23 protein-coding genes, 2 pseudogenes, 1 riboswitch and 1 other annotated feature are annotated in these 26,773 nt (G+C 45.7%); of the genes and pseudogenes, 1 reads left to right on the forward strand and 24 read right to left on the reverse strand.

All coding sequences use genetic code 11. The annotated features are described in order from the left end of the window. Positions 1–77: 77 nt before the first annotated feature. The 15 genes and pseudogenes from BW944_RS10100 to BW944_RS10170 all read right to left on the reverse strand — a co-directional run. Positions 78–224 (reverse strand): annotated as a pseudogene (locus tag BW944_RS10100) (JAB domain-containing protein); the annotation flags it as partial. A gap of 79 nt (positions 225–303) precedes the next feature. Continuing rightward, entirely contained in the window at positions 304–2,187 is a 1,884-nt protein-coding gene (locus tag BW944_RS10105) for a reverse transcriptase/maturase family protein (protein WP_076559324.1), read from the reverse strand. Between the two features lie 551 nt (positions 2,188–2,738). Continuing rightward, positions 2,739–3,293, reverse strand: coding sequence for a RadC family protein (radC, locus tag BW944_RS10110; protein WP_076559326.1), 555 nt, complete (start codon positions 3,291–3,293; stop codon positions 2,739–2,741). A gap of 340 nt (positions 3,294–3,633) precedes the next feature. Further along, a complete protein-coding gene (gene pilO / locus BW944_RS10115; protein WP_076559327.1) occupies positions 3,634–4,269 on the reverse strand; it encodes a type 4a pilus biogenesis protein PilO in 636 nt (211 codons plus the stop codon). After that, positions 4,247–4,852 carry a hypothetical protein gene (locus tag BW944_RS10120; RefSeq protein WP_076559329.1) on the reverse strand — a complete coding sequence of 202 codons (606 nt, stop codon included), beginning with the start codon at positions 4,850–4,852 and terminating at the stop codon, positions 4,247–4,249. Before BW944_RS10120 ends, pilO begins: the two co-directional genes overlap by 23 nt. Positions 4,853–4,870: 18 nt before the next feature. Continuing rightward, a complete protein-coding gene (pilM, locus tag BW944_RS10125; protein WP_076559331.1) occupies positions 4,871–5,815 on the reverse strand; it encodes a type IV pilus biogenesis protein PilM in 945 nt (314 codons plus the stop codon). Positions 5,816–5,827: 12 nt separating this feature from the next. Next, the gene (locus BW944_RS10130) at positions 5,828–6,568 is read right to left on the reverse strand and encodes a prepilin peptidase (protein WP_076559333.1); all 741 of its coding nucleotides are present in this window, start codon (positions 6,566–6,568) and stop codon (positions 5,828–5,830) included. A 67-nt stretch (positions 6,569–6,635) separates the two neighbouring features. Further along, entirely contained in the window at positions 6,636–7,103 is a 468-nt protein-coding gene (locus tag BW944_RS10135; RefSeq protein WP_076559335.1) for a competence type IV pilus major pilin ComGC, read from the reverse strand. Positions 7,104–7,366: 263 nt separating this feature from the next. Continuing rightward, positions 7,367–7,449: riboswitch (cyclic di-GMP riboswitch) on the reverse strand. A gap of 58 nt (positions 7,450–7,507) precedes the next feature. After that, on the reverse strand, positions 7,508–8,713 hold the full coding sequence (locus BW944_RS10140) for a type II secretion system F family protein (RefSeq protein ID WP_076559337.1): 1,206 nt from the start codon (positions 8,711–8,713) through the stop codon (positions 7,508–7,510). Position 8,714: 1 nt separating this feature from the next. Next, on the reverse strand, positions 8,715–9,749 hold the full coding sequence (locus BW944_RS10145) for a type IV pilus twitching motility protein PilT (protein WP_076559339.1): 1,035 nt from the start codon (positions 9,747–9,749) through the stop codon (positions 8,715–8,717). A 12-nt stretch (positions 9,750–9,761) separates the two neighbouring features. After that, positions 9,762–11,381 (reverse strand): GspE/PulE family protein, encoded by a 1,620-nt coding sequence (locus BW944_RS10150; RefSeq protein WP_076559341.1) that lies wholly within the window; start codon positions 11,379–11,381, stop codon positions 9,762–9,764. An 11-nt stretch (positions 11,382–11,392) separates the two neighbouring features. Further along, positions 11,393–12,802 carry a VanW family protein gene (locus tag BW944_RS10155; RefSeq protein ID WP_076559343.1) on the reverse strand — a complete coding sequence of 470 codons (1,410 nt, stop codon included), beginning with the start codon at positions 12,800–12,802 and terminating at the stop codon, positions 11,393–11,395. Then, positions 12,799–13,473, reverse strand: coding sequence for a hypothetical protein (locus BW944_RS10160; RefSeq protein ID WP_076559345.1), 675 nt, complete (start codon positions 13,471–13,473; stop codon positions 12,799–12,801). Before BW944_RS10160 ends, BW944_RS10155 begins: the two co-directional genes overlap by 4 nt. Before the next feature lie 5 nt (positions 13,474–13,478). Next, positions 13,479–14,429: a hypothetical protein gene (locus BW944_RS10165; RefSeq protein ID WP_076559347.1), complete on the reverse strand. Its 951-nt coding sequence runs from the start codon at positions 14,427–14,429 to the stop codon at positions 13,479–13,481. Next, a complete protein-coding gene (locus tag BW944_RS10170; protein WP_076559349.1) occupies positions 14,419–14,913 on the reverse strand; it encodes a type II secretion system protein in 495 nt (164 codons plus the stop codon). Before BW944_RS10170 ends, BW944_RS10165 begins: the two co-directional genes overlap by 11 nt. 40 nt (positions 14,914–14,953) lie before the next feature. On the opposite strand from BW944_RS10170, the gene BW944_RS10175 reads away from it, so the two are divergent. Continuing rightward, on the forward strand, positions 14,954–16,303 hold the full coding sequence (locus tag BW944_RS10175; protein WP_076559351.1) for a PulJ/GspJ family protein: 1,350 nt from the start codon (positions 14,954–14,956) through the stop codon (positions 16,301–16,303). A gap of 381 nt (positions 16,304–16,684) precedes the next feature. On the opposite strand, the pseudogene BW944_RS10180 reads toward BW944_RS10175, so the two are convergent. From BW944_RS10180 to hemC, 9 genes and pseudogenes are all read right to left on the reverse strand, one after another. Further along, positions 16,685–17,059, reverse strand: a pseudogene (locus BW944_RS10180) (GGDEF domain-containing protein); the annotation flags it as partial. A 12-nt stretch (positions 17,060–17,071) separates the two neighbouring features. Next, a complete protein-coding gene (locus BW944_RS10185) occupies positions 17,072–18,169 on the reverse strand; it encodes a sensor domain-containing diguanylate cyclase (RefSeq protein ID WP_076559355.1) in 1,098 nt (365 codons plus the stop codon). An 8-nt stretch (positions 18,170–18,177) separates the two neighbouring features. Next, positions 18,178–18,369 carry a hypothetical protein gene (locus tag BW944_RS15055; protein ID WP_076559356.1) on the reverse strand — a complete coding sequence of 64 codons (192 nt, stop codon included), beginning with the start codon at positions 18,367–18,369 and terminating at the stop codon, positions 18,178–18,180. A 64-nt stretch (positions 18,370–18,433) separates the two neighbouring features. Next, the gene (locus tag BW944_RS10195) at positions 18,434–19,693 is read right to left on the reverse strand and encodes a bifunctional folylpolyglutamate synthase/dihydrofolate synthase (protein WP_076559357.1); all 1,260 of its coding nucleotides are present in this window, start codon (positions 19,691–19,693) and stop codon (positions 18,434–18,436) included. A 64-nt stretch (positions 19,694–19,757) separates the two neighbouring features. Beyond that, on the reverse strand, positions 19,758–22,394 hold the full coding sequence (locus tag BW944_RS10200) for a valine--tRNA ligase (RefSeq protein WP_076559358.1): 2,637 nt from the start codon (positions 22,392–22,394) through the stop codon (positions 19,758–19,760). A gap of 43 nt (positions 22,395–22,437) precedes the next feature. Further along, positions 22,438–22,662 (reverse strand) — a binding site (T-box leader). A 115-nt stretch (positions 22,663–22,777) separates the two neighbouring features. Next, positions 22,778–24,064: a glutamate-1-semialdehyde 2,1-aminomutase gene (hemL, locus tag BW944_RS10205; RefSeq protein ID WP_076559359.1), complete on the reverse strand. Its 1,287-nt coding sequence runs from the start codon at positions 24,062–24,064 to the stop codon at positions 22,778–22,780. 19 nt (positions 24,065–24,083) lie between these two features. After that, on the reverse strand, positions 24,084–25,058 hold the full coding sequence (hemB, locus tag BW944_RS10210; protein WP_076559591.1) for a porphobilinogen synthase: 975 nt from the start codon (positions 25,056–25,058) through the stop codon (positions 24,084–24,086). Positions 25,059–25,064: 6 nt separating this feature from the next. Beyond that, positions 25,065–25,832, reverse strand: coding sequence for a uroporphyrinogen-III synthase (locus tag BW944_RS10215; RefSeq protein WP_076559360.1), 768 nt, complete (start codon positions 25,830–25,832; stop codon positions 25,065–25,067). Beyond that, positions 25,832–26,761 carry a hydroxymethylbilane synthase gene (gene hemC, locus BW944_RS10220; RefSeq protein WP_076559361.1) on the reverse strand — a complete coding sequence of 310 codons (930 nt, stop codon included), beginning with the start codon at positions 26,759–26,761 and terminating at the stop codon, positions 25,832–25,834. Before hemC ends, BW944_RS10215 begins: the two co-directional genes overlap by 1 nt. Positions 26,762–26,773: the final 12 nt, after the last annotated feature.

The following is a 26,773-nucleotide window of genomic DNA, read 5'->3' on the forward strand; positions in this document are numbered from 1 at the left end:
TTTCAACCATCAAATCAGAAGTTAAACTTACGAATCAGTAAGTCCAAGTGTTTTCGCCTTCTTTCAGGCTTCCTCACTTAACAGGTCGCACACCCTTTTTCTTTCAGTGAAATAAAGGCTTTATCGCCGATGATCAGGTGATCAAGCAGTTCTATACCGAGAAGCTTGCCACACTCGGTGAGCCTCTTGGTGACCTGGATATCTTCCTGTGAAGGAGCCGGGTCGTAGGGTAGGAATCATACGCCTTAATATGTTTCCATAATAGGTTTCACAATTCCCCCCACCGAACCGTACGTACACCTTTCAGTGTATACGGCTCTCTAGTTGATTAATCGGAACTTGTTTTTCATGGTGTTTATGGTGACAGTCGTAGCATAGAACTAAGGTTTTTCGGTTTCGTTCCATCATAATTCGTTCTAAATACTTGAGGTTTTTCTTATTCTTCAAGTCTTTTAGCTTTCTTATATGATGAACTTCCATTTGACCTTTAGTTGTCCCACAAGCTTCACATTGGTTTGCTAATAATCGTTTTTCAAACTCTGTTCTGCTCGAATACTTTAGCGTATTCGGGAAAGTATCTGATTCAGTCGAGTCCGCTTGGATTGCACCACTAGATTTCGGCATATCCTTCAACCTTACAAATGGATGTAGAATTTCATCGCCCATTTTATCGTAGCGTAAAAGGCATAACACACCTTGCTTGTGCTTCCTCATACTATTGGCTACCTTTGCCGAGGTGCTTCGTCGTTTATTAGCCATCGTCTTGATAAAACTACTCTCCGCTAAGTAGAATAATCTATCTAGATGGTGATAGTTATTCGCTAGTTTGTAGTAATTAGCGATGCCCCGCAGTTCCGCATTGTAGGTCATGGCTATTTCTAACTCTGAATTATTAATAAGTTTTGTCCTATGCGTAATCTTGAAATCGTCTAAGTTTCCATAGTTGTTTTTTAACGCAAAATCTTTTATTTTCTTTGAAGGAATTTCTAGTTTAATTGCGCCCGATAAGGTCCTTTTCTTCAGTGGCTGTCCGTAATTATTATATTTCACTCGCTTTACCTTCACTTCTTGCCACTTTCGGAACTCATATCCTAAAAACGGAACGGGGTTTTCCAGATGTGTAACAAGTGTCTTTTCTTCCCTTAATTCCAATGCCAATTCCTTTTCAAGAAATTTTCCTGCCAGCCCTTTTATCTTCATTGCATGTTCTTTATTCCCTGCAATTCCAATAACAAAATCGTCAGCATATCGAACGTATTTCATTCTTCGATAATTCTTATCCATCGGATCAACAGAAGGAACTTTCAAACTTATTTTCTTAAGATCTTGTATCACCTCTACTAGAGGTGCTCGTTCCTCCCATAGTTTGTGCCCATATTTTTCATCCAACCGATTAATTTTTCTTTTAGTCGTCTGAATCTTTGATTTAAGGACTGACGTCTCTTCGCTCCTCGCTCGGAATTTTCCATTATCAAATTTCTTCATTTGTTCTTCCATAAACAGGTCAAACTCATGAAGATAGATGTTCGCCAGGAGCGGAGAAATAATTCCTCCTTGTGGCGTACCACTGTACGTTTTGTTAAACTGCCAATCTTCCATTACACCGCATGTGAGTGCGTTGTGAATGAGAAGCAGAAACCTTCTGTCCTCAATTTTCTTGGAAATGAACTTAATAAGGAGTTGGTGATTGATGTTATCAAAGAAACCTTTGATATCGCCTTCAATGCACCAAGTTAATCCTTTCCAAGTGTTCTTGATTTGAGAAAGAGCTGTGTGACAGCTCCTTCCTTCTCTAAACCCATGTGAATTGCTTGAAAAGACAGGTGCGTAGATATTATCTATAATCATTCTCATAACTTCTTGGACAAGTTTATCTTGGAAATTCGGCACTCCTAATGGTCGTTTCTTACCATTGGATTTTGGAATATAGACTCTTCTTACAGGTGAGAAACGAAATGTACCAGCTTTCAAGTGCTCAATGATTTCATCAATTTTTTGTAGGGTGAACCCATCAATTGTTTCCTCCGTAGTTCCCTTCATAAGATTTCCTGCGTTCGGATATAACTTGGCGTATGCCTTTATCCATAACTCTTTGTTGTACATTAGACGATAACAATCTGTTACCTTGCGACCATGGAAAGAGACATCCCTTATAACGTCCAACTGACGAAATGGATTAGTTGCCATATTCATGACTCCTTTATCGTTGACGTCAACATCAACCTGTTTTTCTTCCCCCTGCTAAACTCATTACGAGCAAACGTCGGGTACTATAAAAACTCCGTTATCCTATGCGTTTTTCAGAGACCTGCGTCTAATAGCCAGAAGGCACTCGCACGTAGATAATCCCTGCATTATGACATAAATTTAGAAATGTGATGGTTAGGTACCCCTTTCGACGGTTTCTTCTAGTGAAAGATTGAAGGATAAATCTTACTATGGACAGGAAAGTGAAAATTTCCAACAGACACTCTGGAGATACGTCTCCCATTTTATCCTCATTACCTGTTAGCTATCGTAGGTAATGGCGCACCCATCGCTCATTCGTCTAGGATTAAAGCAGTATAGCTTTTACCGTACATCACTTGGTCTGAAGAACTGACTCAGGCGTAGATAGCTTGCCTGTCTTTTCTCCTTTTCACATCATGCTATGTTCCCTCTATGAGTTTCCTCTCAAGGTAAGATGCTGACCATAGAACATTGTAAGAAGTTCTAGATTTCAGTTGAAACCACTAAATTTACGCACCTTGCAGGCGCACTCCCGAAGGATGATTGTGCACACAGACAACGGAAGCGGCCGAGCGCTTAACAGCCTCTTTGAACAATTCTCTAGGATGAACAATCGAACTGTTCAGACTGCCGACGAACACAGTCCGTTTGGACAACACCCGATTCTTCACGTCCAGAAAGAGAGCTACGAAGTGCTCCTGTTTCAAGTGTCTCATCTCTTCCATCACGTATTCCGCTCCGTCTTCAGGGCTACGGATCAGATACCCCTCTTCTTTCTTTTCAAAATGGACCCTTCGCCCCAATTCTATCGCAGCGATGATCTGCATCGCTTTTGCAGGTCCTACACCTTCAATGGTCGTCAGGTCGTCAATGGTAGCTTCTCTCAGCCCCTCTGTCCCCTGTAAATACATGAGTATCTCACGTGAGAGCCTTTCTATAGGCATACCTTTCGTGCCTTTTGACAGAAGTACAGACAATAACTCCCGGACCGTTAAGTGATCAGCTCCATACATAAGTAACCTTTCTCTCGGACCTTCTTCTCTTATGTGAGTAACTTTATTCAAGACCGCTCTCCTTTTATGGCTGATTCTTCTCCGTGCACGTCGAAGTACCGTTATTATATCCGAGTAGGAGAGTATTTAAAAACTTTCCTTTATCTAATAAAGAAGCATAGCCCCCTCATGAAAAGCGAAAATAAACGTCAGGAATTTCTTTTTTCCGATACTGAACCTTCCAATACCCGGAAAACCATTATTTTTCAAGATAGTGTAAGTATTCCGTCAGACTCAGCATCAACTACTGGGGGATGGAGGTGCGTCTTTTTTCCGTACCTGCCTTCGATCCTAGGCATGCAAAAACCCCCTGAACACCGGATTAAGCAAGGTGCAGGGGGGTAGAAGAACCTCAATCCGTCTGAAAAGGGCTCTGTTTATTGCCAGGAGTTCCGAAGTCATATTGTGGCGCTTCTGATTCGAGTAGCTCCAGGGAAGGATAATAGTACGTCGACACCGTGACGAAGTAGTACAACGCCTCTTCATCCCCCTGTTCGATTGTTGAGCTGTCGAAACTGATCGATTCCACGAGCGAATATCTTTCCATTTCTTCAAGATTGAATAAAAACTGCATCAGATCCCCGAACGATCCAGAAATCATTTCCAGTTCATAAGTGAGCTTCTCTTCGCCGGGTGCTTCCGCAGTCTGAACCGGCGTCTGAGTCCCTACATTAGATATCGACTGGATCGATGTTCTTGAAGCGGCTTCTGCGCGTTCGAGCATGATGAGAAACTGATCCTCCTGTTCTTTGACGGGCAACGTCTCCTGAAGACGCCTCGATTCACTTTCCGACACAGCAGAGGAGTCAGTTTCATTCTGAAGCACCCTGATCGTATCTTCTTTGGATTCAATCTGGCTCTCAAGCGCTTCTCTATTCTCATTCAACGGCACAATCCATAAGGTGTACAGGATCGCTCCGAGAATCCCTACGATTACGATCAAAGATACAAGAAGAAGCCACTGATTACGGGTCCAGTTGTTCGTCATCCCCGGCCACCTCCTCTGCTTCGGTTTCAGTGATAGCAGGTATGCTTATATTATAAGAAGCAAGATAAGGAGCCCGGTACTCAAAAGGATCGACGTCGACAGCCGGTTCTTCCCCCGTCACACCGGATAGCTCGACCTCCCCGGTTTTTTCATACGTGTCGAGGCCGTCCAGATAGGTAGCGGTCTGCTGGAGGTTATCCACCCGTACATCGATGGACACCGTTCCATCCTCCTGTAGAGCGAAATAATCTATGTATCCTCTCTCCGGCAATAGCGCCACCATTTCACGCACCGTCTCTGCGACCGAGAAGTCACGAGCTTCAAGATCCGCGACAGCTTCCTGGAGTGTTTGACGCTGAGTGGCCAATTCATCGGTGGAAGCAGCGTTCAATTCGGCTTCTCTTTGTTCGAGTTGCTGCAACTCCGATTCCAGTTCCATCGTCTGTTCTTCGATACTGTTCGCCTGCCACCAGAAAACCAGAAGAAGAAGAAGCATCAGCATGACAGCAGAGGCGATCATCAGGAGCGGCGTCCAATTTTTCTCTTCCTTTTCTTCTAACAGATTGATCTGAACGGTCGCCATGATTCCTCCTCCTTTCCCCTACTCTCTATAGGACAGACCTGTGACATCGGCATATTTGAAAGGAACTCCGTTCTCAAGTACATCACCGGCTATATATTCGACAGATACACGCAACTGCGTTTCTGCAGCGTTCCTTACATACTCGATTTCCGGAAAATCTCCACTTAGCACTATCCCGGTCACGGGCTTTTGATCTTTGCTGACGGAATATCGGTAAAAATTCATCAGCTTATCCAATTCGGATATCTGTTCCTGGATATAATCCCTTACGAAATCTATCTCCTCTTCTTTAGCCTTGAAATGAACTTCACCACTGTTTTCCTTCACTTCCCAGTAGTCGGAAGGTAGATCGGATTTCATAAAACGAGAGAACCGGGGGATATCTTTGTAATAACCGGTTACAGAGACACCATCCAGATTCCAGTCGACAAACAACAGATGTTCGTCTTTCTCAGGGACTCTGCCGTATTCGTAGCACCTGTAGAGAGAGAGAAAAGACACATCTGCGGCACGCACTTTGAGTTTCGCTTTTTTTAACGAACCTTCCAGCTGATTCACATGGAAGGAAGGATAAGCGAACAATAATATAAAGTCGCTCTTCTCTATCCGTGCGTAGTCTACGACCGGATCCTCATAGGGCAGATGAATCGTTTCCCCGAGCTGACTGTATATGTACCCTTTGATTTCCTCTTCCGGCACAAATTCCGGAATTTCCACAGTACGTACCAACACATGCTGGTCCAGCAGTTGAATAACCGCTTCCGACCGTTTTAGACCGTGTTCATCCACTATCTCTTCAACGATGCGCTGAAACCTGCCTTCATCATGAATGGTTCCTTCATCGACGACAGAAGATGGCAGACGGAGCTCGCCGAACCCCTCCATTCTTCCCTCTTCTATAACACCATACCGGAGAACGTGATTTTTGAAGCTTATGTACAATTCCTTTTTATTTCTAAACATAGTTGTCTCTCCTCAGAAGCTGCCAAGATACCAGTCTATAATCATCGTACCAGAAAAATGGGCGATACAGGCACTGATCAGGATAAAAGGTCCGAAAGGGATCGGCTGTTTCCGTGAAATAACTTTTGTAATAAGCAGAACCCCTCCGACAAGCGCGCCTAGTAACGCAGACAGAAAAAAAGTAAGCAGGAGAACCTTTACCCCCATCACTACACCGAGCAATCCGAACAATTTCAAGTCTCCGCCTCCCATACCACCCTTGCTCACAAGAATAACGAGAGCGGTCATGCCTGCTCCGAGCAACCCGCCTGCAATCGGCGACCAGAGCGGATCGGGAGGAGCAACAAAGAAATACCCGACAAACGCTGCCAGAAAAAAAAGGATGATCGGTGTCGGGAGCACCATATATTTTATATCGGAGACGATGAGGATATGTGTGAGGGCTCCCAGCAAAAGAGCATAAATAAGTAGAGGGGACCAGCCGTGGAACCAGAAGGAAAGAGCGAAAAAGCTCCCGGAGAAAAGTTCCATTCCGGGGTACATCGGAGAAATGGGCTGTCTGCATCCAGAACATTTTCCACGTAGAACCAGCCAGGAGAAGACAGGTATGAGTTCATACCACTGCAGGGGTTTATGACAATGGGGACAGTAGGATCGTTCTTCTGAAAATAGCTTTCGCTCAGGTACCCTGAGTCCTACGACGTTGAAAAACGAACCGAAGATTAATCCGAATAGAAAGAAGAATGCTGTCATGTGTTCACCATGCTTTCGTTATGTATAGAAAAGCCCCTCGTGAAAGAGGGACTTTTTATAATTAAATTCATTCACCGCTTTCTTCGTTTGTAGAAGGAGCGGTCAATGTATCACCATCAAAATTTTCTCGATTTAAATCAGACCGCGCAACCCCACTATCATCTGAACCAATAGTGTAATTATCACCTTGGAAATAAACTGCATATCCTACCGAATCTGAGCCATTTGAAGAAGTATAAAAGACTTTTCCGGAATTTTCACTAATTTCTCCATCTTCTAGATAACCTTGATCAATTAATTCTTTAAGGGTAATAGACCCCCCCTCAGGCACACCATCCTGAGTAGATTTTAACCTTGCAGCCTCAATCATTTGTTCAGCATTAGAGATAGTAGCATCTTTTTCGGACCTTTCGATAAGTCCTGTCACGCTCGGAACGGCAATCGCTGCGATAATTCCCAAAATAACGATAACCGCAAGCAACTCCACCAGCGTAAAACCTTTCGCATCTTTCAACATTCTTCTGAATTTCGTCATGTTGACTCCCCTTTTCCTCTTTTAAATTAGAATCTACTGAACTATTGTTTCGGTCGAGAAGCGGAAGGCGGCGACTCCTGCGGGAACAGCAACAGCTGAAAATCCCTTGAAAGTTATTTGCTTTCAAGGAGTTGAAGCGTTGCCCGCGGAAAGCGTCCGCCTTAAGCATCAAAAAACATGTTTCAACAGATTCTTCACTAAAGCAATGCTGGGAAGAATACTCTAACCATGCATTGCTACTAAAAAACCAGAAAACCGGCAATGGTCCTCTGGCCGGTTGCACTACTAGCTCCTGACCATCCAAGTGCCCAAATACGGATAGTCAATCGACGCTTCCTAGAGATGGATTTCCACGATTCCTTTAGTCCTAAACACATTATAATGAACAATTTCTCCCTTGTCCACTACTGAATTTCTTCAAAAAGGCTGAACATCGGCACAGCAATAGCCAGAATGATCACACCGACCACTATGGATAATACGACAATCATAATAGGCTCAATGAGGGTTTTGATACGATCGGTGACGTGGTCGATTTCCCGTTCATAAAAGACCGCTACCTTCTCGAACATCTGGTCCAATGTCCCGGTCTTTTCTCCTACTGTAATCATCTGAGTCACAAGTACCGGAAAGGCCCAGTGATTCTCAAGGGGGACCGCCATCGATTCCCCGCGTTCTAAAGAGGCGTAAACTTCTTTCAGTTTCTCTTCAATCACTTTATTCTGAACGACACGCTGCACCATCTCCACCGACTGCAGTACCGGAACCGAACTCTGGAACAGGGAACTGAGCGTCCGGGCCATACGGGCGTGAGCTGCCTTCTGGATAATCGGACCGAAGAGAGGCATACGCATTTTCATATAATCAATGTAGTAGGCGGGCTTCTCTTTTTTCTCCAGTGTTTTAAGCAGCAAAATCAACAGGAGTGGCAGGAAAAGAATCAGCCACCAAATCGAGCTGAACAAATTGCCTGCCGATAAAATAAATTGGGTGATGGGAGGTACTTCGCTGCCGAACGATTCAAACATCGAAGCGAACCTGGGCACGATGAACGTGAGCATGAACACGACGATCACGATCGCTATCGCCCCCACCACTGCCGGATAGGTCAGGGCAGAATAGATTTTCTGCCGCAATTCATACTGCTTTTCGTAATAGTCAGCCATACGGTTCAGCGCTTCATCGAGGTTCCCGCTCAATTCCCCCGCTCTCATCATCTGGATGAACATGGGAGGAAACACCTGATCATGCTTTGCAGCCGCATCGGAAAATGGCATGCCGCCTTCGATATCCTGCTGTATGTGAATCAGTGTATTTTTCAGTGTTTTGTTGGGGGTCTGTTCTACCAGGATTTTCGTAGCTTCTACGAGTGAAACACCAGCTTCGATGAGCGTCGAAAACTGCCGCAAATATAAAATGAAATGCTGATTTTTCACTTTCTTCCCGAGCGTAATTTCCTTGAATAGAAGACTGTCGAGCTGATTCAGTTTCTTTATATAGACCCCCTCTTCGGCCAGCGAAGCACGGGCTTCTCTCTCACTGTCAGCTTTTTTTCTGCCACGGACGATTTTGCCACGCTTATTACGACCTTCATATGTAAAATAAGCCATGTCAGGACTCCTGACTTTCTTCTGGAAGTCGTGACTGATCGATAATTCCATCATCGATCAATTGCTGCATCGACATCGAAAGCGTGTGCATCCCGTCCCGTTTTGAGGTCTGCATGACGTTTTGGAGCTGATGGATCTTGTCATTCCGGATCAGGTTTTTGACCGCTGATGTATTTCGTAATATTTCCGTAGCGGCTCTCCGCCCTTTGCCATCTTTGGTCACGAATAGCCTCTGTGAAACGACCGCTTCTAAAATCCCTGCTACCTGAACACGTATTTGGGACTGTTGCGAAGGCGGAAACACATCGATGATACGATCGATCGTCTGAGCAGCATCTCTCGTATGCAGTGTACCCAGTACCAGGTGGCCGGTCTCGGCAGCAGTGATGGCTGTTGAAATCGTTTCTAGGTCACGCATTTCACCCACCAGAATCACATCAGGATCCTGGCGAAGACAGGCACGAAGCCCGTTCGCGAAATTACTCGTATCAAACCCGACTTCACGCTGGTCGATAATCGAATAACGGTGTTTATGTAAATATTCGATCGGGTCCTCAAGAGTAATGATGTGTCTCGGGTAGCGATGATTCATATAATCGATCATACTGGCAAGCGTCGTACTTTTCCCGCTTCCTGTAGGTCCCGTCACCAGCACGAGCCCCTGGTCTTTATCAGCGATTTCCTTCAAAATATCAGGCATATGTAATTCCTCGATGGAAGGAATATATGTCGGAATGATACGTATAGCCATCGAAAAACAGCCCCGCTGCTTGTAGGCATTAATACGGAATCTGGATACGCCAGGGATCCCATAGGAAAAATCGATTTCTCCCTGCTCGTCCACTTTCTCCTGTAGTCCTTCTGGAAGAATCGCGCGAACCATTTCATCCGTATCTTCCGGAGTCAGAGGCTCTTTCCCATACTGTTTCAATTTCCCTTGCAGGCGAAAGATCGGAGGCATCCCTACTGTCAGATGGATATCCGAGGTTTCCAGCTGGTGAGCTGCTTTCATCAGTTCTTCTATTCTATCTTTCACAATAGTTCCCTCCTAGTCACTTAGCGCTACACGTAAGATTTCTTCCATAGTTGTCGTTCCCTGCTTCACTTTCAACAGTCCGTCATCGAGGAGAAAAATCATGTCGTGATCCCAGGCATGTTTTCTTATTTCCGAGGTGGAACGGTTATTCATCATGAGTGTTCGTATTTCTTCATCGATGACCAGCACTTCCTGAATCGCCATACGACCCCGATAACCGGATTGATGACAAGTCTCACACCCCTCTCCGTAGTAAACATGATCGATGGATAGTCCACGTTTCTCAAACTGTTCGACTTCCATATCTGTAGGCGCCTGTTTCACTTTACATTCGTTACAGATCTTCCTGACCAGACGCTGTGCGACAACTCCCGCTAGCGAAGAGACGACGAGATACGGTTCAATATCCATATCGATCAGCCTCGGTATGGAATCGATAGCACTATTGGTATGAAGCGTCGAAAATACGAGGTGACCTGTCAATGAAGCACGAACGGCGATCTCCGCCGTTTCAGAATCACGAACTTCCCCGACCATGACGATATCCGGATCCTGACGCAGTATCGATCGCAGACCATGCGAGAACGTCAGCCCTACACGGCTGTTCACCTGCACCTGATTGATGCCTTCAAGCTGGTACTCCACCGGATCTTCAATCGTAATAATATTCTTCTCATCATTATTCAGATGATTCAAAGAAGCATACAGCGTGGAGGATTTCCCCGACCCGGTCGGCCCTGTCAGCAAAATCAGACCGGAACTTCTCTCCACAAGATCAAGATAACGCCGGTAATTTATCTTGTTGAACCCAAGTTCTGTCAGACGGTTGAGGACACTACCAAGGTCGAGAATACGAATGACGATCTTCTCTCCGTAGACGGTGGGCATAATCGATATCCGCAAATCGACCGGCGTCGATCCTACCGTGGTTTTGATGCGCCCATCCTGCGGGAGTCGATTCTCTGTTATATTCAGGTTCGCCATGATTTTGATTCTAGCGACCATGGAATTCTGGATGCGTTTTGGTAACGATCTTTCCGTACGCAGCATCCCGTCAATCCGGTAACGGACCAGAACTTTTCCTTCCTGGGGATCGAGGTGAATATCACTGGCTTTCATCTGAACGCCTGCCTGAAGAAGCTGATCGACCGTTTTGATAGCCGGAGCGCTATCTGGGTCCGCTTCCGGTTCCTCTTTTGTTTCCTTCAAGTTGTACTGTCTGTTGATGGTCTGAATGATTTCATCTCTCGTTGCAATGACCGGTTCAATCTGGAAACCGGAAGCAATCTGCAAATCTTCGATCGTATAGTAGTCCATCGGGTCATTCATCGCCAATATTAGTTTCTCACCCTGCTGCTTCAAAGGCATCACGACGTTTCTTAGAGCGAATTCTTTCGATACGAGATGAAGCAGAGAGTCATCGATCGGATACTGGTACAGCGAGATTCTCGGAACACCGAGCTGGATCTCCAGCACCTGTATCAGCTGCTGCTCTGAAATCAGCCCCCGTTCGAGAAGCACATCCCCCAGTTTCTGATCGTCTTTTTTCAATTCCAATGCTTTTTGAATCTGTTCCTCTGTTATATGACCGGACTGTTTTAAAATATCACCGAGTCTTCTTCGTTCGACCACCGAATCACCTCTTATTTCTTATCGTTTCCAGGTTCCCACAGAGGCGGATCCTCAGCGTTACCTTCTCCTTCAGAACCATCACTTCCCGTGCCGTCCTGTTCCTCATCATTTTCATTTTCTGCTGTGGAAGACCCGCTGTCACTGCTTTCTTCGCTCGCCTGCGGAGAGTCTCCGGAGTCCTCTGCGTCAGTCTCCGAACTTGGCTGCTCAGATTCCGTATCGGTTTCACCCGGTGAATCCGACTGATTATCAGTGGAATCTTCCGGCGCCCCAGTGCTGTTCTCACCAGTTGAATCCTGGACCGGGTACCGTTCGACCACCGTATCTACAGGAGGGTAGTAATCTTCGGAGACAAGCTCTCTTTCCTCATCTCCCGTTTCTTCCCGGTAGACTTCGACTACCCTTCCGACTTCCCCTTCCTCGAGAACATTTTCTGTCCCCGGGGTTACGGACGTCGAATAACGAATCGTTTTTCTCGGTTCTACTTCTTCAGCGTTCGAGACAACGACTCTTCCTTTTTCAGTCAAGGGATATCCTGTCCACGTCGCCAGTAAATTGGAGCCATTTAAGGTAAGCTCAACGAAATAATCCATCGAAGTAGTATTGCGGAATCTCAAGTCCTCTTCACCTGACACGTCTACAGCAGCCTCTTTACCAGCATCTGCGTAGTCAGGTAGACGCAGACTTATATGTCTTTCTTCCGTCACAAACGGTGTCTCAAGTAGCGAGCCGTATATAGCGGTGGAAGCCTGGTTCAAAGCTTCTTTTTCTAAAGCTTCAGCTGTTTCGCCAACCCGCTCCAACAGGGAGACCGTCGATTTCCCGGGGACTCTCCACTCTCCGATACGATTGATGATGTTGCCGATTTCCGGAGACCCATCGATAGAAATCGAATACGTCGCTACTTCTTCATAAAGTTCTTCTGTATGCTCTGGTACAAACGCGTAGGCATTGAAAATGAGCCTTTCTTCCGGAAGCCGGGACGCTTCTAGTTTTACCTGTTCCGTGAATCGGTCCATTTGAAAATGGTCTCTGATTTTGGGAGATAGGTTCTCACGGATCTCCTGCTCGAAATCGGCAGCAAGGCTTACAGTCCATCCGTACTCCCCATTCCCTGACACATTTTCAAGTGTAGCTTCCGTCTCAAAAGTGACGTAGGAAGCAGGGATAACTACAGAACTGCTTCCTGTCTCCAGATGGATATCCCCACTTTCTTTCCACCCCGCTACTTCAGCTTTTAAAAGTTCAGAAGCCTTCTCTCTATCCATGTCACTGATATCGGTGTTTCCAACCGTCACAGAAGAAGGCAGTGTTTTATTTTTTTCGACCGCAGCAGACCAGGCATAATTACCGCCATAGCTGAAAATCAAAAGAACAACCACTATACTGCTTAATAATACGAGTATTTTTCTGTCGTTCATCGGTCCACCTCTCTTTCCTCTGCCGGTTTAATGTCTTCAAGTTCAAATGCTTCCTCTATATTTCTTGAATCCGGTTTTTCCCGGTTCGACGATTCTTTCTCTTCTGTCATATTCTTCTGTTTTTGATTACTTCTTGCAGCAAGTAATTCCTCTTCCACATCCAGCTCATCCAAAGGTTTCGGAGTACGTAGGTTTACAGAAGGAGAATCCTGAACTTTTTCGTTCGGCACAGGGAGGTCTTCACTATCTGAGACCTGACCTGTATCAGATAAAGAGAGTTCCGGATTATCATGTAGAACATAAGTGTCTTCTGCCGGTAGCTCCTCGGGTTCGTCTGCTTCTATCTCACTTGCCTCTTCCTCCCGGTCTTCCGGTTCTTCCACCGTCTTTTTATCTGACTCGTTCCTAAATTTCTGAGGAAGTGTTTCGGCTTCGTTTGTTTCTACTACCCGGCTTTTCATCAGTACGTATACAGCTGCCAGGACTACAGCACCGGTTACAATAGCGAACACTGGGGGGAAAGTAATAAAGGCAAGAAGCGTGAGCCCGGCCACCACAGCAGCACTGATGAGAAGGGTGATTTTATTTTTCATAGAAATGCCCATATCAAGCATAAACAAAAGAATTGTAACGATGACAATTCCGGTTATCAGACCAATAAGACTTCCCAATGGCTTCACTCCTCACAACTAGGTATATTTTCCACGTTGGTGTTTCCGTCTACGCAAATATTCAATTCTGAAAGCGTCCCAGGATCAGCGTTCTCGAAATAAGCGTCTCCCGAAATGGAAATACCCGTATTGTTTTTCATATCAACATTTAAATTCCCAACTTCTATGAACGCATCCCCATTGACGATGATTGTGTTCCCGCCATTCATATAGAGATCTGCGAGGTCAAAATACGCAAAACCGTTAATGGTCATCCTATTGTTCCCTTTCATCTCCAGACTTCCTTCCAACCATACCCTGCTTCTGTCTTCAAAAGTAAGGTTTTCATTTGGTCCTTTTTTACAACTTTCTAATGTAAGCCAGTAATCGCCACTTTCGAAATCATCATTATTTTTAGTACCGTCACAGGCATCAATCTGATCTTCTTCGGTAAAAGAGTTTTCGATATTATTTTTTTCATTTATTATGCGATCCTGCCATGAGATTTCCGTCACTTCTTCGGTCACTGAAAGCTCTCCGGTGATTATCTCTTCCTGACCATTCACAATGCCTGTAGACGAGTAGGAATACGTCATCACTTCTTCAGAAACATTATTAGATTCTGAGTCAGGACAAGGTTCAGACTCAGCGTCAGGAACTGAACAAGGTACCTCGACTTTGTAACTGCCTTCGCCGAGACTTCTCTCTGTCGAGGCATGTTTTACTGCCCACCCGTTCATTTTAACATCCACTGGCTCATCTTCCTGAGCAGCAGCCCTTTCTGCGGCAACTTGAAAACTCGATACAATATATTCCTGTCCCATCATCGCAAGACTATCTGCCTGAATATTCTCCTGGGTTCGCTGCGTCTGTTCTCCTGTAGAAAGTATGATACTCGTAAGTGTCCCCAAAAGAATCATTGTGACTACAATAGTGAGAAGTACTGTAACGAGTGCCATTCCTTTGTTATTGTTCATTACTGTTTTCTCCCTTAACATATCGGTAAGTTTCGGCGAGAAATTTAGGTTCCTCGTCAGTTGACCGATATACTTCTATAGATACAGGATATAAATTCGTTTCATACGTTTGTCGACAGTGAGTAATAAGTTGGAGGTTATACGTCTCTCCCTGAGCCGTGGTATAATTCACGTAAGTTGCAGGTCCTTCAGAAAAACGGGCATCCACCCCACCTCCAATGATAGAATCAAGAGGCACAACTTCAGCGTTTTCGTTATCTTCACAGGATTTTCCCTGCGTTCTAACTTGCTGTCTCACCTCTCCAGACGCTAAGGAAGCGTCTGCGGCAGTTTCAGCAACGTGAATCGCATCCAGTTCATTCTCTACACGGTTCGACAAAAGAAGATTATCACTGAATAATGAAAGAAATATAGAAATAATCACACCGAAAAGTGTAATAGCCGCTAAAATTTCGATTAACGTCAGTCCTTTGTCATTTGCCACGCAGTATCACTACCTTCGATTAATAGAGGAGAATCATTTTATGGGTCGTTTGTTTAATGAAAAAGGAATCACTCTGGTGGAATTGCTCGCTGCCATCGCACTCCTTGGTATCATTGGGGTCTTGGCTTTTCGGCTTCTAACCGGGATGTTTACAGCCAATTCTATCACTCAGAATGATATTTCCTTGAAACAGGAAGCTAATATCATCTTAACCTCTATACGTGAAAAGGCACAAGAAGAGGAGATTATAATAAACATAATCGATGATGAATCTCTTCTTGCTAACAAAGAAGATATACTTAGAAAAGATGGCCTTATTATAACTTATTTTCATGCCGAAAACCGAAAAAATGGAGAAGTTCTTGATGAGAAAAAGTGGCAGGAGGAAGAAGATTCCTTTCTTTTTACATCGGAAGTCTCAGAAACATTGGCTATTAATATGACAATCACGACAGCCGATAGATCTTCTAACTATGAAATCTCAAGTGTCGTTCCCGGTCTGGAAGATCCGAACAGAAGTTTCACAATAGAAACACCGACTGAAGATAATTCTGATAACTCCGGAGAGGAAGGAAACGATAATTCTCCCCCCCCCTCCAATGTTATTTTTACCAACAAGGAGCAATTTGAAGCACTAGATCCCGATAATATCTCCGGATGGGTGGAGGATCACCCTGATCAAAGTAACGGCTACACTTTACCAGAAAACACGATACTAGACGAATCCTTCGACCAGAACTATAGCGGAGAGACAGCCTTCCAAAAAAGTTTCTGGGCGAAACGTGACAATATGTCTGTAAACAATCAGGATATATCCATTAATGGAAATATGTACATCGATCATCAACCCTACTTCATGAACAATAATACCCTGAATGTAGGTGGTAATGCACTGATCAAAGAGAACTTCACAGCAACCAACACTTTAACATTCTCTGCTTTCAACACATATTTCATGAAAGATCTAGAAATCACTAACGGCACAAAGATTAACACTGATGGAAGCATTAGAATCGGTGGGAGTGCCACTTTGAAAACAGGCAATGATGAGATTCGAACGAAAGGATATCTATTTGTGGACGGAAATGTGAATTTACAAAATGCCAATAGTCTTGTTGAAGCTGAAAGAGATATGTATCTGAATAATAAAGTAACTTTAAATCAATCCTCGATTACATCTGGAGGGACTATGTATCTCCAAGGCCCAGTCTATTTGAATAATGGAGCATCTTTAATAAGTGAGGGAGACATTAATATAGTAGGCAATGCAGAGGTCGAATATGGAGGAAAAGCTTATATTTGTGCCAAGGGTACTGTTAATATTGAAGGAAACGTTGACGATAATATAGAAATTAAGGACAATGGAAACAGTTACAATAGTTGTAAATGATTTCTTAGCTTTGTTAAAGTCGGTTTTTGATTTTAGAACGACGGGTGAAGACGCGTGCAGAACTAGCATGAACGGAAAATCAGCCAAATCAACCTCAGGGATTCGGATAACCCGTGGAAAGCTTCCACCTGTAGAGATGAAATTTAACCATAAACGGCAACGGAGCCTGAGCAAATCTTCAGGAGAAATTGCTCCTTGCTTTCTCCTGCCGCATCTAGATGACTCTAAACGGCTTCCGTAAAGATTTCCTACTAATCGGGAAGATCAAGAAACCCTAAAACGGCTCCAGCAAAGTTTTAGGGTTTCTTATAATACAAAGCACTGAGAAATTCTCCAGCCTGACTTCCGAAGCACTTCCGTAATAAGTATTCGAACGAGCCTTCATATTTCCACAACAGCGACACGATTCCTACCGCGCTGCTTCGCTCCTTTATACATCTCTTCATCAGCCTTTTGCAATATCTCTTCTGGATGTACCCCGTGAAACGGATACATCGCTACTCCTATACTCGCTGTCAACTCCACTTCCAAAGGGCCATCTTCTTCACCTATATGATGATGTACGACAAACGGCTGTAGTGTAATAAGTTTTCTTATGTTTTCCGCATTCTCTCTAGCTTCTTCTTCTGACAGATTCTCAAAAACTACGACGAATTCTTCCCCGCCATACCTTTCCACAAGAGAACCCGAGTCGAGATTTTTCACCAGTCGATCCACCAGTTGAATAAGTATTTCATTCCCGCTTTCATGACCATACCTGTCATTGACTTATTTGAAATGATCAAGGTCCATCATAATCACCGAGAATACAGCATTATTCCCATAGCTCGAGATAACCTTCTCAAGATAGCGATAGTTATTAACTCCCGTCAGCCCGCAACGTTCCTCACTATCCTTCAACTTTTCATACACCCGGGCATTTTCGATAGCTATGGCAAGATAATTACTCAGAATTTTCAACAGTTGGAATTGAGGCTTGCTGAAATTCCTCTTCCTTGAAGAAAAAAGGGTTATCACTCCGACCACTTTTCCGAAGCGGAACATGGGCACTGCCATGGCACTTTCCTTTTTCATTTGTTTGTACCGTTCCATCGAAATATTCCAGAAACGACGATCCCGGTATATACAGCCCTTTTGATTATGCCACGTTTCCCTGCTTATACTAGCTATGTTCGTTACGTCTCTCCGTTCGTTTTTCGTCATCCCTTCCCCGTCCACTTTACGGATAAGCGTAAGAGTCTCTTTGTCCTCCACATCCAAAATATACAGTTCATCCGCTTCAAATAGAGGCTTCACCCTTTTCGTGAAAATATCCAGCACCTGGTCCACCATCGCAAAGGACGCTAGTTCCTGTCCTATTTCTCCGGATTTTCTCAAATATCCGTTCATCGTCCTGCTGTGATGAAGATATCCGAGCGTGGCCGATACAATCAGAAACGGCAAGCCGACAAAAAGAAGGGCCTGGGCTCCAATATCTACGTAAAGTAAAAAAAGAAGAAATCCGAGTGGTAGGATTGCCAGACTGGTAAAGTACTCCCACACATCTCCGAGTGTCACCCAAGGTTCATGCTTTTTATACAACCAGTTACTGATTCCTTTAACGAACGATTGATTCAAAGCTATCTGAACCAACGCGTATACCACAGCTGCTCCGATCGCCTGTGGAGATTGGAGAATTTCTCTTCCATGCACCCCGCCGAGCTGATAGTAGACGAAAGCGCTACCAAGGGAAATGATGAGAAACATCAGCATATTCAAAGGGACACGGTACCAGTCTTCTTTACGCAATTTTATTTTGTAAAGAAGAATCCACAGTCCGAGCTGCGTAATATCTATTTCATAAAAAAGTCCTTCACTGAGAAACACAGCGAACGCTATACCATAGGTAAAAAAATCGGTCTGTCGCTGATGACGATCGGAAACAGAGCTACGAGAGATGCCAACAGAGCAAACAGTAATATGTGTGGATGAAAAGCGGGAGAGGTGTTTATGTATACGAGAAAAAGAGAAATTGGCCATACGAAAATCCAGACTAGCCAAATGACCACTTGTATGTTCCGGTTCATTGTTTACCCACCTCTCCCCGCCCACATATTGTCAGATAATTAAAACTTATCACACTACTTCTATTTAATCAAATAAATTCCTTATTTCGGAAATGAAGTAAAGAGAACCGGTACAAAGAATGATGTCTTCCTCCGCTGCTTCCTGTTTCACCTGTTCATAAGCATCCATCGAATTTTCATAATGAACGAGACCGGCATCGATCGACTGATAGTCGTTTTTAGTCAGGGCTTTCGGAAAATCGAAAGTAACCACCGTCACGGTAGTAGCGACCTTTTTTATCATATTCAGCATCTCTTTAACCGGTTTCCCCGCAATAGCTCCATAAATGACATGAATGGTCCTACCCCTGTACAGCGTCTCTATGGCCTTCACGAGAGCTAGGGTCCCTTCATAATTGTGGGCTCCGTCCAACAAGGTGTAGGGATGTTGTCTCACAACTTCCATTCTCCCGGGCCACCAGGTTTTCAACAATGCTTGGCCGTATAAGGAACGATTGATCATCCACCCGCTTTCTTTCAATATATCCATCGTCGTGATCGCCAGGGATGCGTTGTTCTTCTGGTGGTCTCCAAGCATCGAAATCTGATACTGCGCTTCGTGGTGAAACTTATATCGGAATGATTGCTCGTCTTCTGCTTGTGTGATGGAAAACTCCTCTCCTAACCGGAATAAAGGAGCGGATCTCTCTTTTGAAGTTTCCTCTACAATTTTTTTCGCTTCTGTCTGGTCGACGCCGCTGATCACTGCAGCACGTTCTTTAATGATACCGGCCTTCTGCTCGGCTATTTCCGCATAGCTCTCACCCAGGATATCCTGATGATCCAGGCCGATATTCGTTATGATCGAAACGAGCGAATGGATAATGTTGGTAGAGTCATATCGTCCACCGAGCCCCGTCTCCAAAATCATTATATCGACTGTTTTTTCACTGAAGTAAAGGAGACTCATCATCGTTATCACTTCGAATTCTGTCGGTTCTCCGATAGGTAGATTCGCGGCTTCCTCCACAAGCGGCTTCACTTTTTTGATGAGAGCGATCAAGTCCTCATCCGGCACAGGGACGCCATTAATGCTGATTCTTTCGTTGAAATGTGTGATATAGGGGGAGGTGAACGTACCTGTACTATATCCCTGCTCCATCAGTAGGAATTTCAGGAATGCCGTCGTGGAGCCTTTTCCATTCGTACCGGCTACATGAATGGCCGGTACCCTCCTCTCCGGATGGCCCAACTTCTCCGCCATCCATTCCATCCGTTCGAGCCCGGGTTTGATTTTGAATTTGCTGCGACCGTGGATCCAAGCCAATGCCTCATTTTTATCCATGTATGCGTGTCACCTTTCTCCTGATTTATAAAAAGGGCACCTGAAAAAACCGGTGCCCTTTCTGCTATGCTTTTAACTCGTTGATCCGCGCTTCCACTTTTGCCCGTTTATCAAGATAATCCGCTTCTTTTTCTTTTTCTGCATCCACGATGTGAGCGGGTGCCTTATCGACGAATTTTTCGTTCGACAGTTTCCCTTGTACAAGCTTCACTTCCTTGTTCCATTTCTCCCATTCATTCTCGAGACGCCCAATCTCGTCCTCGATATTCATGAGACCTTCTAATGGAAGGTACAACGAAGCCCCCGTAACAACAGAAGACATCGCTTTATCCGGAACCTCGACGGAAGTGGCGATTGTCAGTTCACTCGGGTTACAGAACTTTTCCAAATAGTTGCGATTGTTCTCGAGTTCCTGAACCACTTCTTCACTTTCCGGCTGGATGAGGAGCTTGATCTGTTTCGACATCGGAGTATCAACTTCCGCACGGGTATTACGCACGGAGCGGATGATCGAAACGAGTCTTTCCATTTCCATTACGGCCTGCTGATCATTCAGAGACGTCTCCGCCACCGGCCACTCACTGATAGTGATCGACTCGCCTTCATGAGGGAGATGCTGCCAGATTTCTTCTGTAATAAATGGCATGAACGGGTGAAGCATTCTCATCGTGCGGTCGAGTGTATAAGCAAGAACCGAACGTGTCGTATGGATCCGCTCTTCATCTTCGCTGTAGAGAGGAAGCTTCGCCATTTCGATATACCAGTCACAGAAGTCATCCCAGATGAAATTGTAGAGGTGACGACCTGCTTCTCCGAAATCATAGTGATCGATATTTTTCGTCACTTTTTCGATCGTTTCGTTCAGCCTGGTCAAAATCCAGTCGTCGGCGACAGATCTGTTTTTCGTAATATCGATATCTTCATAGCGCAGATCTCCCATGTTCATAAGAGCAAAACGGGAAGCGTTCCAAATTTTGTTTGCGAAATTCCACGTAGACTCCACTTTCTCCCAGGTGAATCGCATATCCTGCCCCGGGGCGGAGCTCGTGGACAATAGGTAACGGAGAGAATCCGCTCCGTATTTATCGATGACATCCATCGGGTCCACTCCATTACCGAGTGATTTACTCATCTTACGTCCTTCTCCGTCACGGACAAGACCATGGATGAGCACATCTTCAAACGGACGACGATCAGTGAACTCGATCGATTGGAAAATCATCCGGCTCACCCAGAAGAAAATGATATCGTATCCCGTAACGAGAGCATTCGTCGGGAAGTAGCGTTTGAAATCTTCACTCTCTTCATCTGGCCACCCCATCGTAGAGAAAGGCCATAGGGCAGAGGAGAACCACGTATCGAGGACGTCTTCGTCCTGTTCCCAGTTCTCGCTGTCTTCCGGTGCATCTTTTCCGACATATAATTCACCGGTCTCTTTATGGTACCAGGCAGGAATCCGGTGTCCCCACCATAGCTGACGTGAAATACACCAGTCTCTGATGTTCTCCATCCAGTTGAGATAAGTCTTCTCGAAGCGGTCCGGGACGAAATTGACTTTATCATCGGTATGCTGCTGATCCACAGCTTCTTTCGCGAGCGGTACCATGTTGACGAACCACTGGGTGGACAGGTAAGGCTCGACGACGGCTCCGCTGCGTTCAGAGTGACCGACGGAATGCGTGTGTTCCTCGATGTCAAAAAGGACTCCCTCTTCCTGAAGATCTTTGACGAGCTGCTTTCTGCATGCAAAACGATCCATAGCTTCATATTTTCCGGCATTTTCATTCATGGTGCCATCTTCATTCATCACGAGGACACGTTCAAGGTTGTGGCGATTTCCAATCTCGAAATCATTCGGGTCGTGTGCAGGCGTGATCTTCACAGCGCCGGAACCGAATTCCTGATCTACGTAGTCATCCGCAACGATGGCCAATTCTCTTCCGATAATCGGTAGCGTCGCTTTTTTCCCGATAAGGTGCTTATAACGCTCATCTTCCGGATGAACAGCGATAGCTGTATCCCCGAGCATCGTCTCAGGTCTTGTCGTCGCCACAGCAATCGCTCCCTCTTCATCTTTCAAGGGATAGTTCATGTGGTAAAATGCCCCCTGGACATCTTTATACTCTACCTCAATGTCGGAGAGAGCGGTCTGGGTAGCAGGATCCCAGTTGATGATATATTGTCCTCTGTAAATCAGATCCTTTTCATAAAGACGTACAAACACTTCTTTCACAGCCTCAGAAAGCCCGCTGTCCAGCGTGAACCGCTCACGTGAATAATCGAGACCCAGGCCAAGTTTTTCCCACTGGGAGCGGATGAAATCGGCGTATTCCTCTTTCCAGTCCCATGATTTCTCAAGGAACTGCTCACGACCGAGCTCATACCGTGACATCCCCTGTTCTTTGAGCCTGGCTTCCACTTTCGCCTGCGTTGCGATACCGGCGTGGTCCATGCCCGGCAGCCAGAGTACGTCATACCCCTGCATCCTCTTCACGCGGGTGATGATATCCTGAAGCGTCGTATCCCAGGCGTGACCCAAGTGCAATTTACCCGTTACGTTCGGGGGTGGAATGACGACCGTATACGGCTCTTTCTCGCCTCCACCTTCCGCTTCAAAATACTTTCCGTCAAGCCAGAACTGATAACGATCCTTCTCCACCTCAGTGGGATCATATTTCGTAGACATTTCTATATCCTTCATCGCTCATCCTCCTCTTTTTCCATACAAAAAACCCTTCCATCCGGCTAAGGACGAAAGGGTTCATTTCCGTGGTACCACCTTAATTTACAGAAAATTTCTGTACACTTCGTTTGGATATAACGGTCCATCGCCGGCTTTTCCTACTACATCGCGTTCAGAAAAGCTGCTAGTAGAGCTACCTTCTGTCTACAGAGGCTTAGAAAACTTCCAGCACGTGTTTTCCTCTCTTGAAACGTATAGACATACTCTTCTCCATCGTGGCATTTTTTATATTCCTGTCACACTACATATTGTATAGAACCATAACCTGTTTCGTCAACGGAAAGTTGAACGGATGTAAAAAGTCCGGTAAGTCTTTGAAGTACTGCCGGACTCTGTCCCGATCACTTCAATGTTTTGAATACATTTTTCACCGCTGCTATCGTTTTTTCGATGTCCTCATCCGTGTGAGCTACAGACAGGAACAGTCCTTCGAACTGGGAAGGAGGCAGGAATATTCCTTCTTCGATCATTCCACGGTAGTAGCTTGCGAACCGATCGGTGTCTGAATTCCCTGCTGTTTCAAAATCGGTGACAGCACTATCATTGAAGAAAACGCCGACCATAGAACCTGCGCGGTTGATAGCAAGAGGGATATCATTCTCCTCTGCCGCTTCACGGAATCCTTCCACGAGACGATCCACTTTCTTCTCGATAGCATCATAGGATTCCTTCGTCATCTGACGCAGCGTTTCATAACCCGCAGTCATGGCCAGAGGGTTACCGGAAAGCGTACCTGCCTGATAAACGTCTCCCGTCGGAGCGACCGTTTCCATGATCTCGCGTTTCCCGCCGTAGGCTCCTACCGGAAGACCACCACCGATCACTTTACCGAGACACGTCATGTCCGGTGTCACCCCGAAGTGTCCCTGCGCACTATTATACCCGACGCGGAACCCTGTCATAACTTCATCGAAAATGAGGACAGAGCCATAGTCGTTCGTCACATCCCGGAGTCCCTGGAGGAATTCATTGCTCGGAGGAACGACTCCCATATTCCCGGACACAGGCTCGACGATGACCGCCGCCAGATCATCTCCATACTGTTCAAACGCATGACGGACGCTGTCCAAATCATTGTAAGGTACGGTAATGGTATTTTCAGCTACAGAAGCCGGAACACCTGGAGAATCCGGAAGACCCAGTGTCGCTACGCCGGACCCCGCTTTAATCAATAACGAGTCCCCGTGTCCGTGGTAATTTCCTGTGAACTTGAGGATTTTATTTTTTCCGGTATATCCTCTCGCAGCTCTCAATGCGCTCATCGTAGCTTCTGTACCGGAGTTGACCATACGCACCATTTCAATAGAAGGTACCCGCTCAATCACCAGCTCTGCAAGCTTGTTTTCCATAATCGTCGGAGTACCGAAGCTTGTGCCTCTCGCCGCAGTTTCCTGCAGGGAGTCGACGACCTGTTTATTGGCGTGGCCAAGAATCAGCGGTCCCCAGCTCAGTACATAATCGATATATTCGTTTCCGTCGATGTCCGTGATTTTGGAACCTTCCCCTTTTTCCATAAAAATCGGGTCCATATTCACTGAGTTGAAAGCTCTGACCGGAGAGTTCACACCCCCTGGCATCACCTGTTCAGCCGTTTTGAATTCCTCAATCGATTTATCGAATCTTTTCATTGTGCCACCACCTTGTCATTTATTCTTTCAGCCATTTTGCCATATCTTTTGCATGATAAGTAACGATCATATCCGCTCCCGCACGTTTCATGGAAAGGAGCTTTTCTGAAACGATCGCTTTCTCATCAACCCATCCTTGCTCTGCTGCAGCTTTGATCATCGAATATTCCCCACTTACATTATAAGCGACAATCGGCACGTTGGACACTTCGCGTGTCTCCCGCATAATGTCCAGATAACTGAGAGCCGGTTTTACAATCAGAAAATCCGCTCCTTCAGCCAGATCGGATTCGACTTCACGTTTCGCCTCCATACGGTTCGCAGGATCCATCTGATAGGTTTTGCGATCTCCGAACTGAGGTGTGCTATGAGCTGCATCACGGAAAGGACCGTAGAACGCAGAAGCATATTTGACGGCGTAGGACATGATAGGTACATGAGGGTAGCCGGATTCATCAAGTTCCTCCCTGATATGGGAAACGAATCCATCCATCATGTTCGACGGCGCAATGATATCGGCCCCGGCTCCCGCCTGCGTCACAGCTGTCTTTGCAAGTAGCTCCAACGATGCGTCATTTTCGATGACTCCTTCTCTGACAACCCCGCAGTGACCATGGTCGGTATATTGACAGAGGCAAGTGTCAGCGATCACTGTCAGCTGAGGGGCATAATCCTTGATGAAACGGATAGATTTTTGCACTATTCCTTGCTCATTATAGGCTTCTTTTCCGTAAGGATCTTTCTCTTTTGGAACACCGAACACGATGACAGAAGTCAGTCCGAGGCCGACGATTTCATCGAGTTCTTCTTTCAAATTGTCGAAAGCAACCTGATAAACCCCCGGCATGGAGGCCACATCATTATTCGTTTTCGCTCCTTCTACAACAAAGAGAGGAAAAATGAAATCTTCGGGGTGAAGGTGTGTCTCCCTGACCATCGACCTGATGGAAGGAGTTTGTCTCAGTCTTCTATGTCTTTTGAATTCATTCGTCATTTCCATTCATCCTTTCTCCGTAAAATACTCCTCCATAGTTTCAACAAGCGCTTCTGCTGTGTATGTGCCAGGAGTACTTATGTTCGAAAAACCGAGTTGCACAGCTTTCTGCTCTGTCGTCGGTCCTATACAAAAACAGGGAAGGTGTAGGCCCTCGTTGATATAAGGTCCTGCAAGCTTATAAAAAGCATCTACTGCGGAAGGACTGAAAAAAGTCAGTGCCTCCCACTCCCTGTGCTTCAATCCATACTGCACATCATATTCGTTTTCTTCCACTATTAACGTATCATAGGCTGTCAGGGAATCAAAAGAAATATGCTGATGGTTCAATCCTTCCCGAATCGTTTCCCTGGAAAGGTTCCCCCTGACATAAAGGATTCTTTCCCGAGCTTTTAATTGCGGAATCCATTCTTTCACCAGGGTTTCCGCAGAATAGACAGAGGGAAGAAAAGCAGCTGACATCCCCCTCTCCTCCAGAGCCAGCTCTGTCTTTGGACCAACGACTGCATACTTGAGATGGTACGGAGCACGGACCCCGGCATCCCATAACAACTCCTCGAAAAAACGGACACCGTTCGAACTGGTCAGAAGTACCCAATCATACGTATCGAGCTTGTTCAGAAGACGAAAGTTTTCCCGGGTTTTTCTTTTAACGAAAGTAAGCAGAGGGAGGAGTGTAACCCCGGCCCCTCTGCTTATCAGACGTTTCTTTAAAGGATCAGCCTGAGAGCTTGCGCGGGTAATCAGGACTTCTTTCCCGGAGAGTACCGACATTACTGGTCAAACTCCTCTTTGGCATCTTCAATGATTTTTTCAGCGCCCTGTGCTCTCAGACGGTCGGCCGCTTCTTTCCCCACAGCCACTGGGTCATTCCCTGTCACCGTTTCATGGAGAATAGTCTCCCCGTCCGGAGTACCTACTAGAGCGGAAAGAGTGAATTCTTCACCTTCGCGGTAAGCATAGCCTCCGATTGGAACCTGACAGCCTCCGTTCAGATCATGGAGAAATTTACGCTCAGCTGTGACGGTAGCTTCTGTGTACTCGTGATTCAATTTGGCTACCAGCTCACGAAGTTCGCTGTCTCCGTCCCGGCATTGAATGGCGAGTGCCCCTTGTCCGACAGCCGGCACACAGACGTCCGGTTCCAGAAATTCCGTGACTACGTCTTCAGTCCAGCCCATTCTCTTCAGTCCGGCGGCTGCTAGTACGATAGCATCGAACTCATCTTCTCTCAATTTGCGAAGACGTGTATCGATATTCCCCCGGATCCATTTCACTTCGACATCCGGACGTACTGCTTTGATCTGAGCCGAACGCCTGAGACTGCTCGTTCCTATCACTGCGCCTTCAGGCAGATCCTTCAAAGTCACATTGTTATTCGAAACGAACGCGTCCCGGTGGTCTTCACGCAGCGGGACAGACGCTAAAGACAGACCTTCTGTCACCACTGCCGGCATGTCTTTCATACTGTGGACAGCCATATCTATTTCTTCATCAAACATTGCATTTTCAATCTCTTTGATGAATAGTCCTTTGCCCCCCACTTTGGAAAGCGTGACGTTCAGGATTTCATCTCCGCGGGTGGAAATGCGCTTGATTTCAAATTCATAAGAAGAATCAATCTGCTTCAGCTGATCAATCACCCATTCCGTCTGTTTAATAGCTAATTGACTTTTCCTTGATCCGATTACGATTTTACGCACAATAGTTCCTCC

This window comes from Salimicrobium flavidum (assembly GCF_900156645.1).
Lineage (GTDB): Bacteria > Bacillota > Bacilli > Bacillales > Halobacillaceae > Salimicrobium > Salimicrobium flavidum.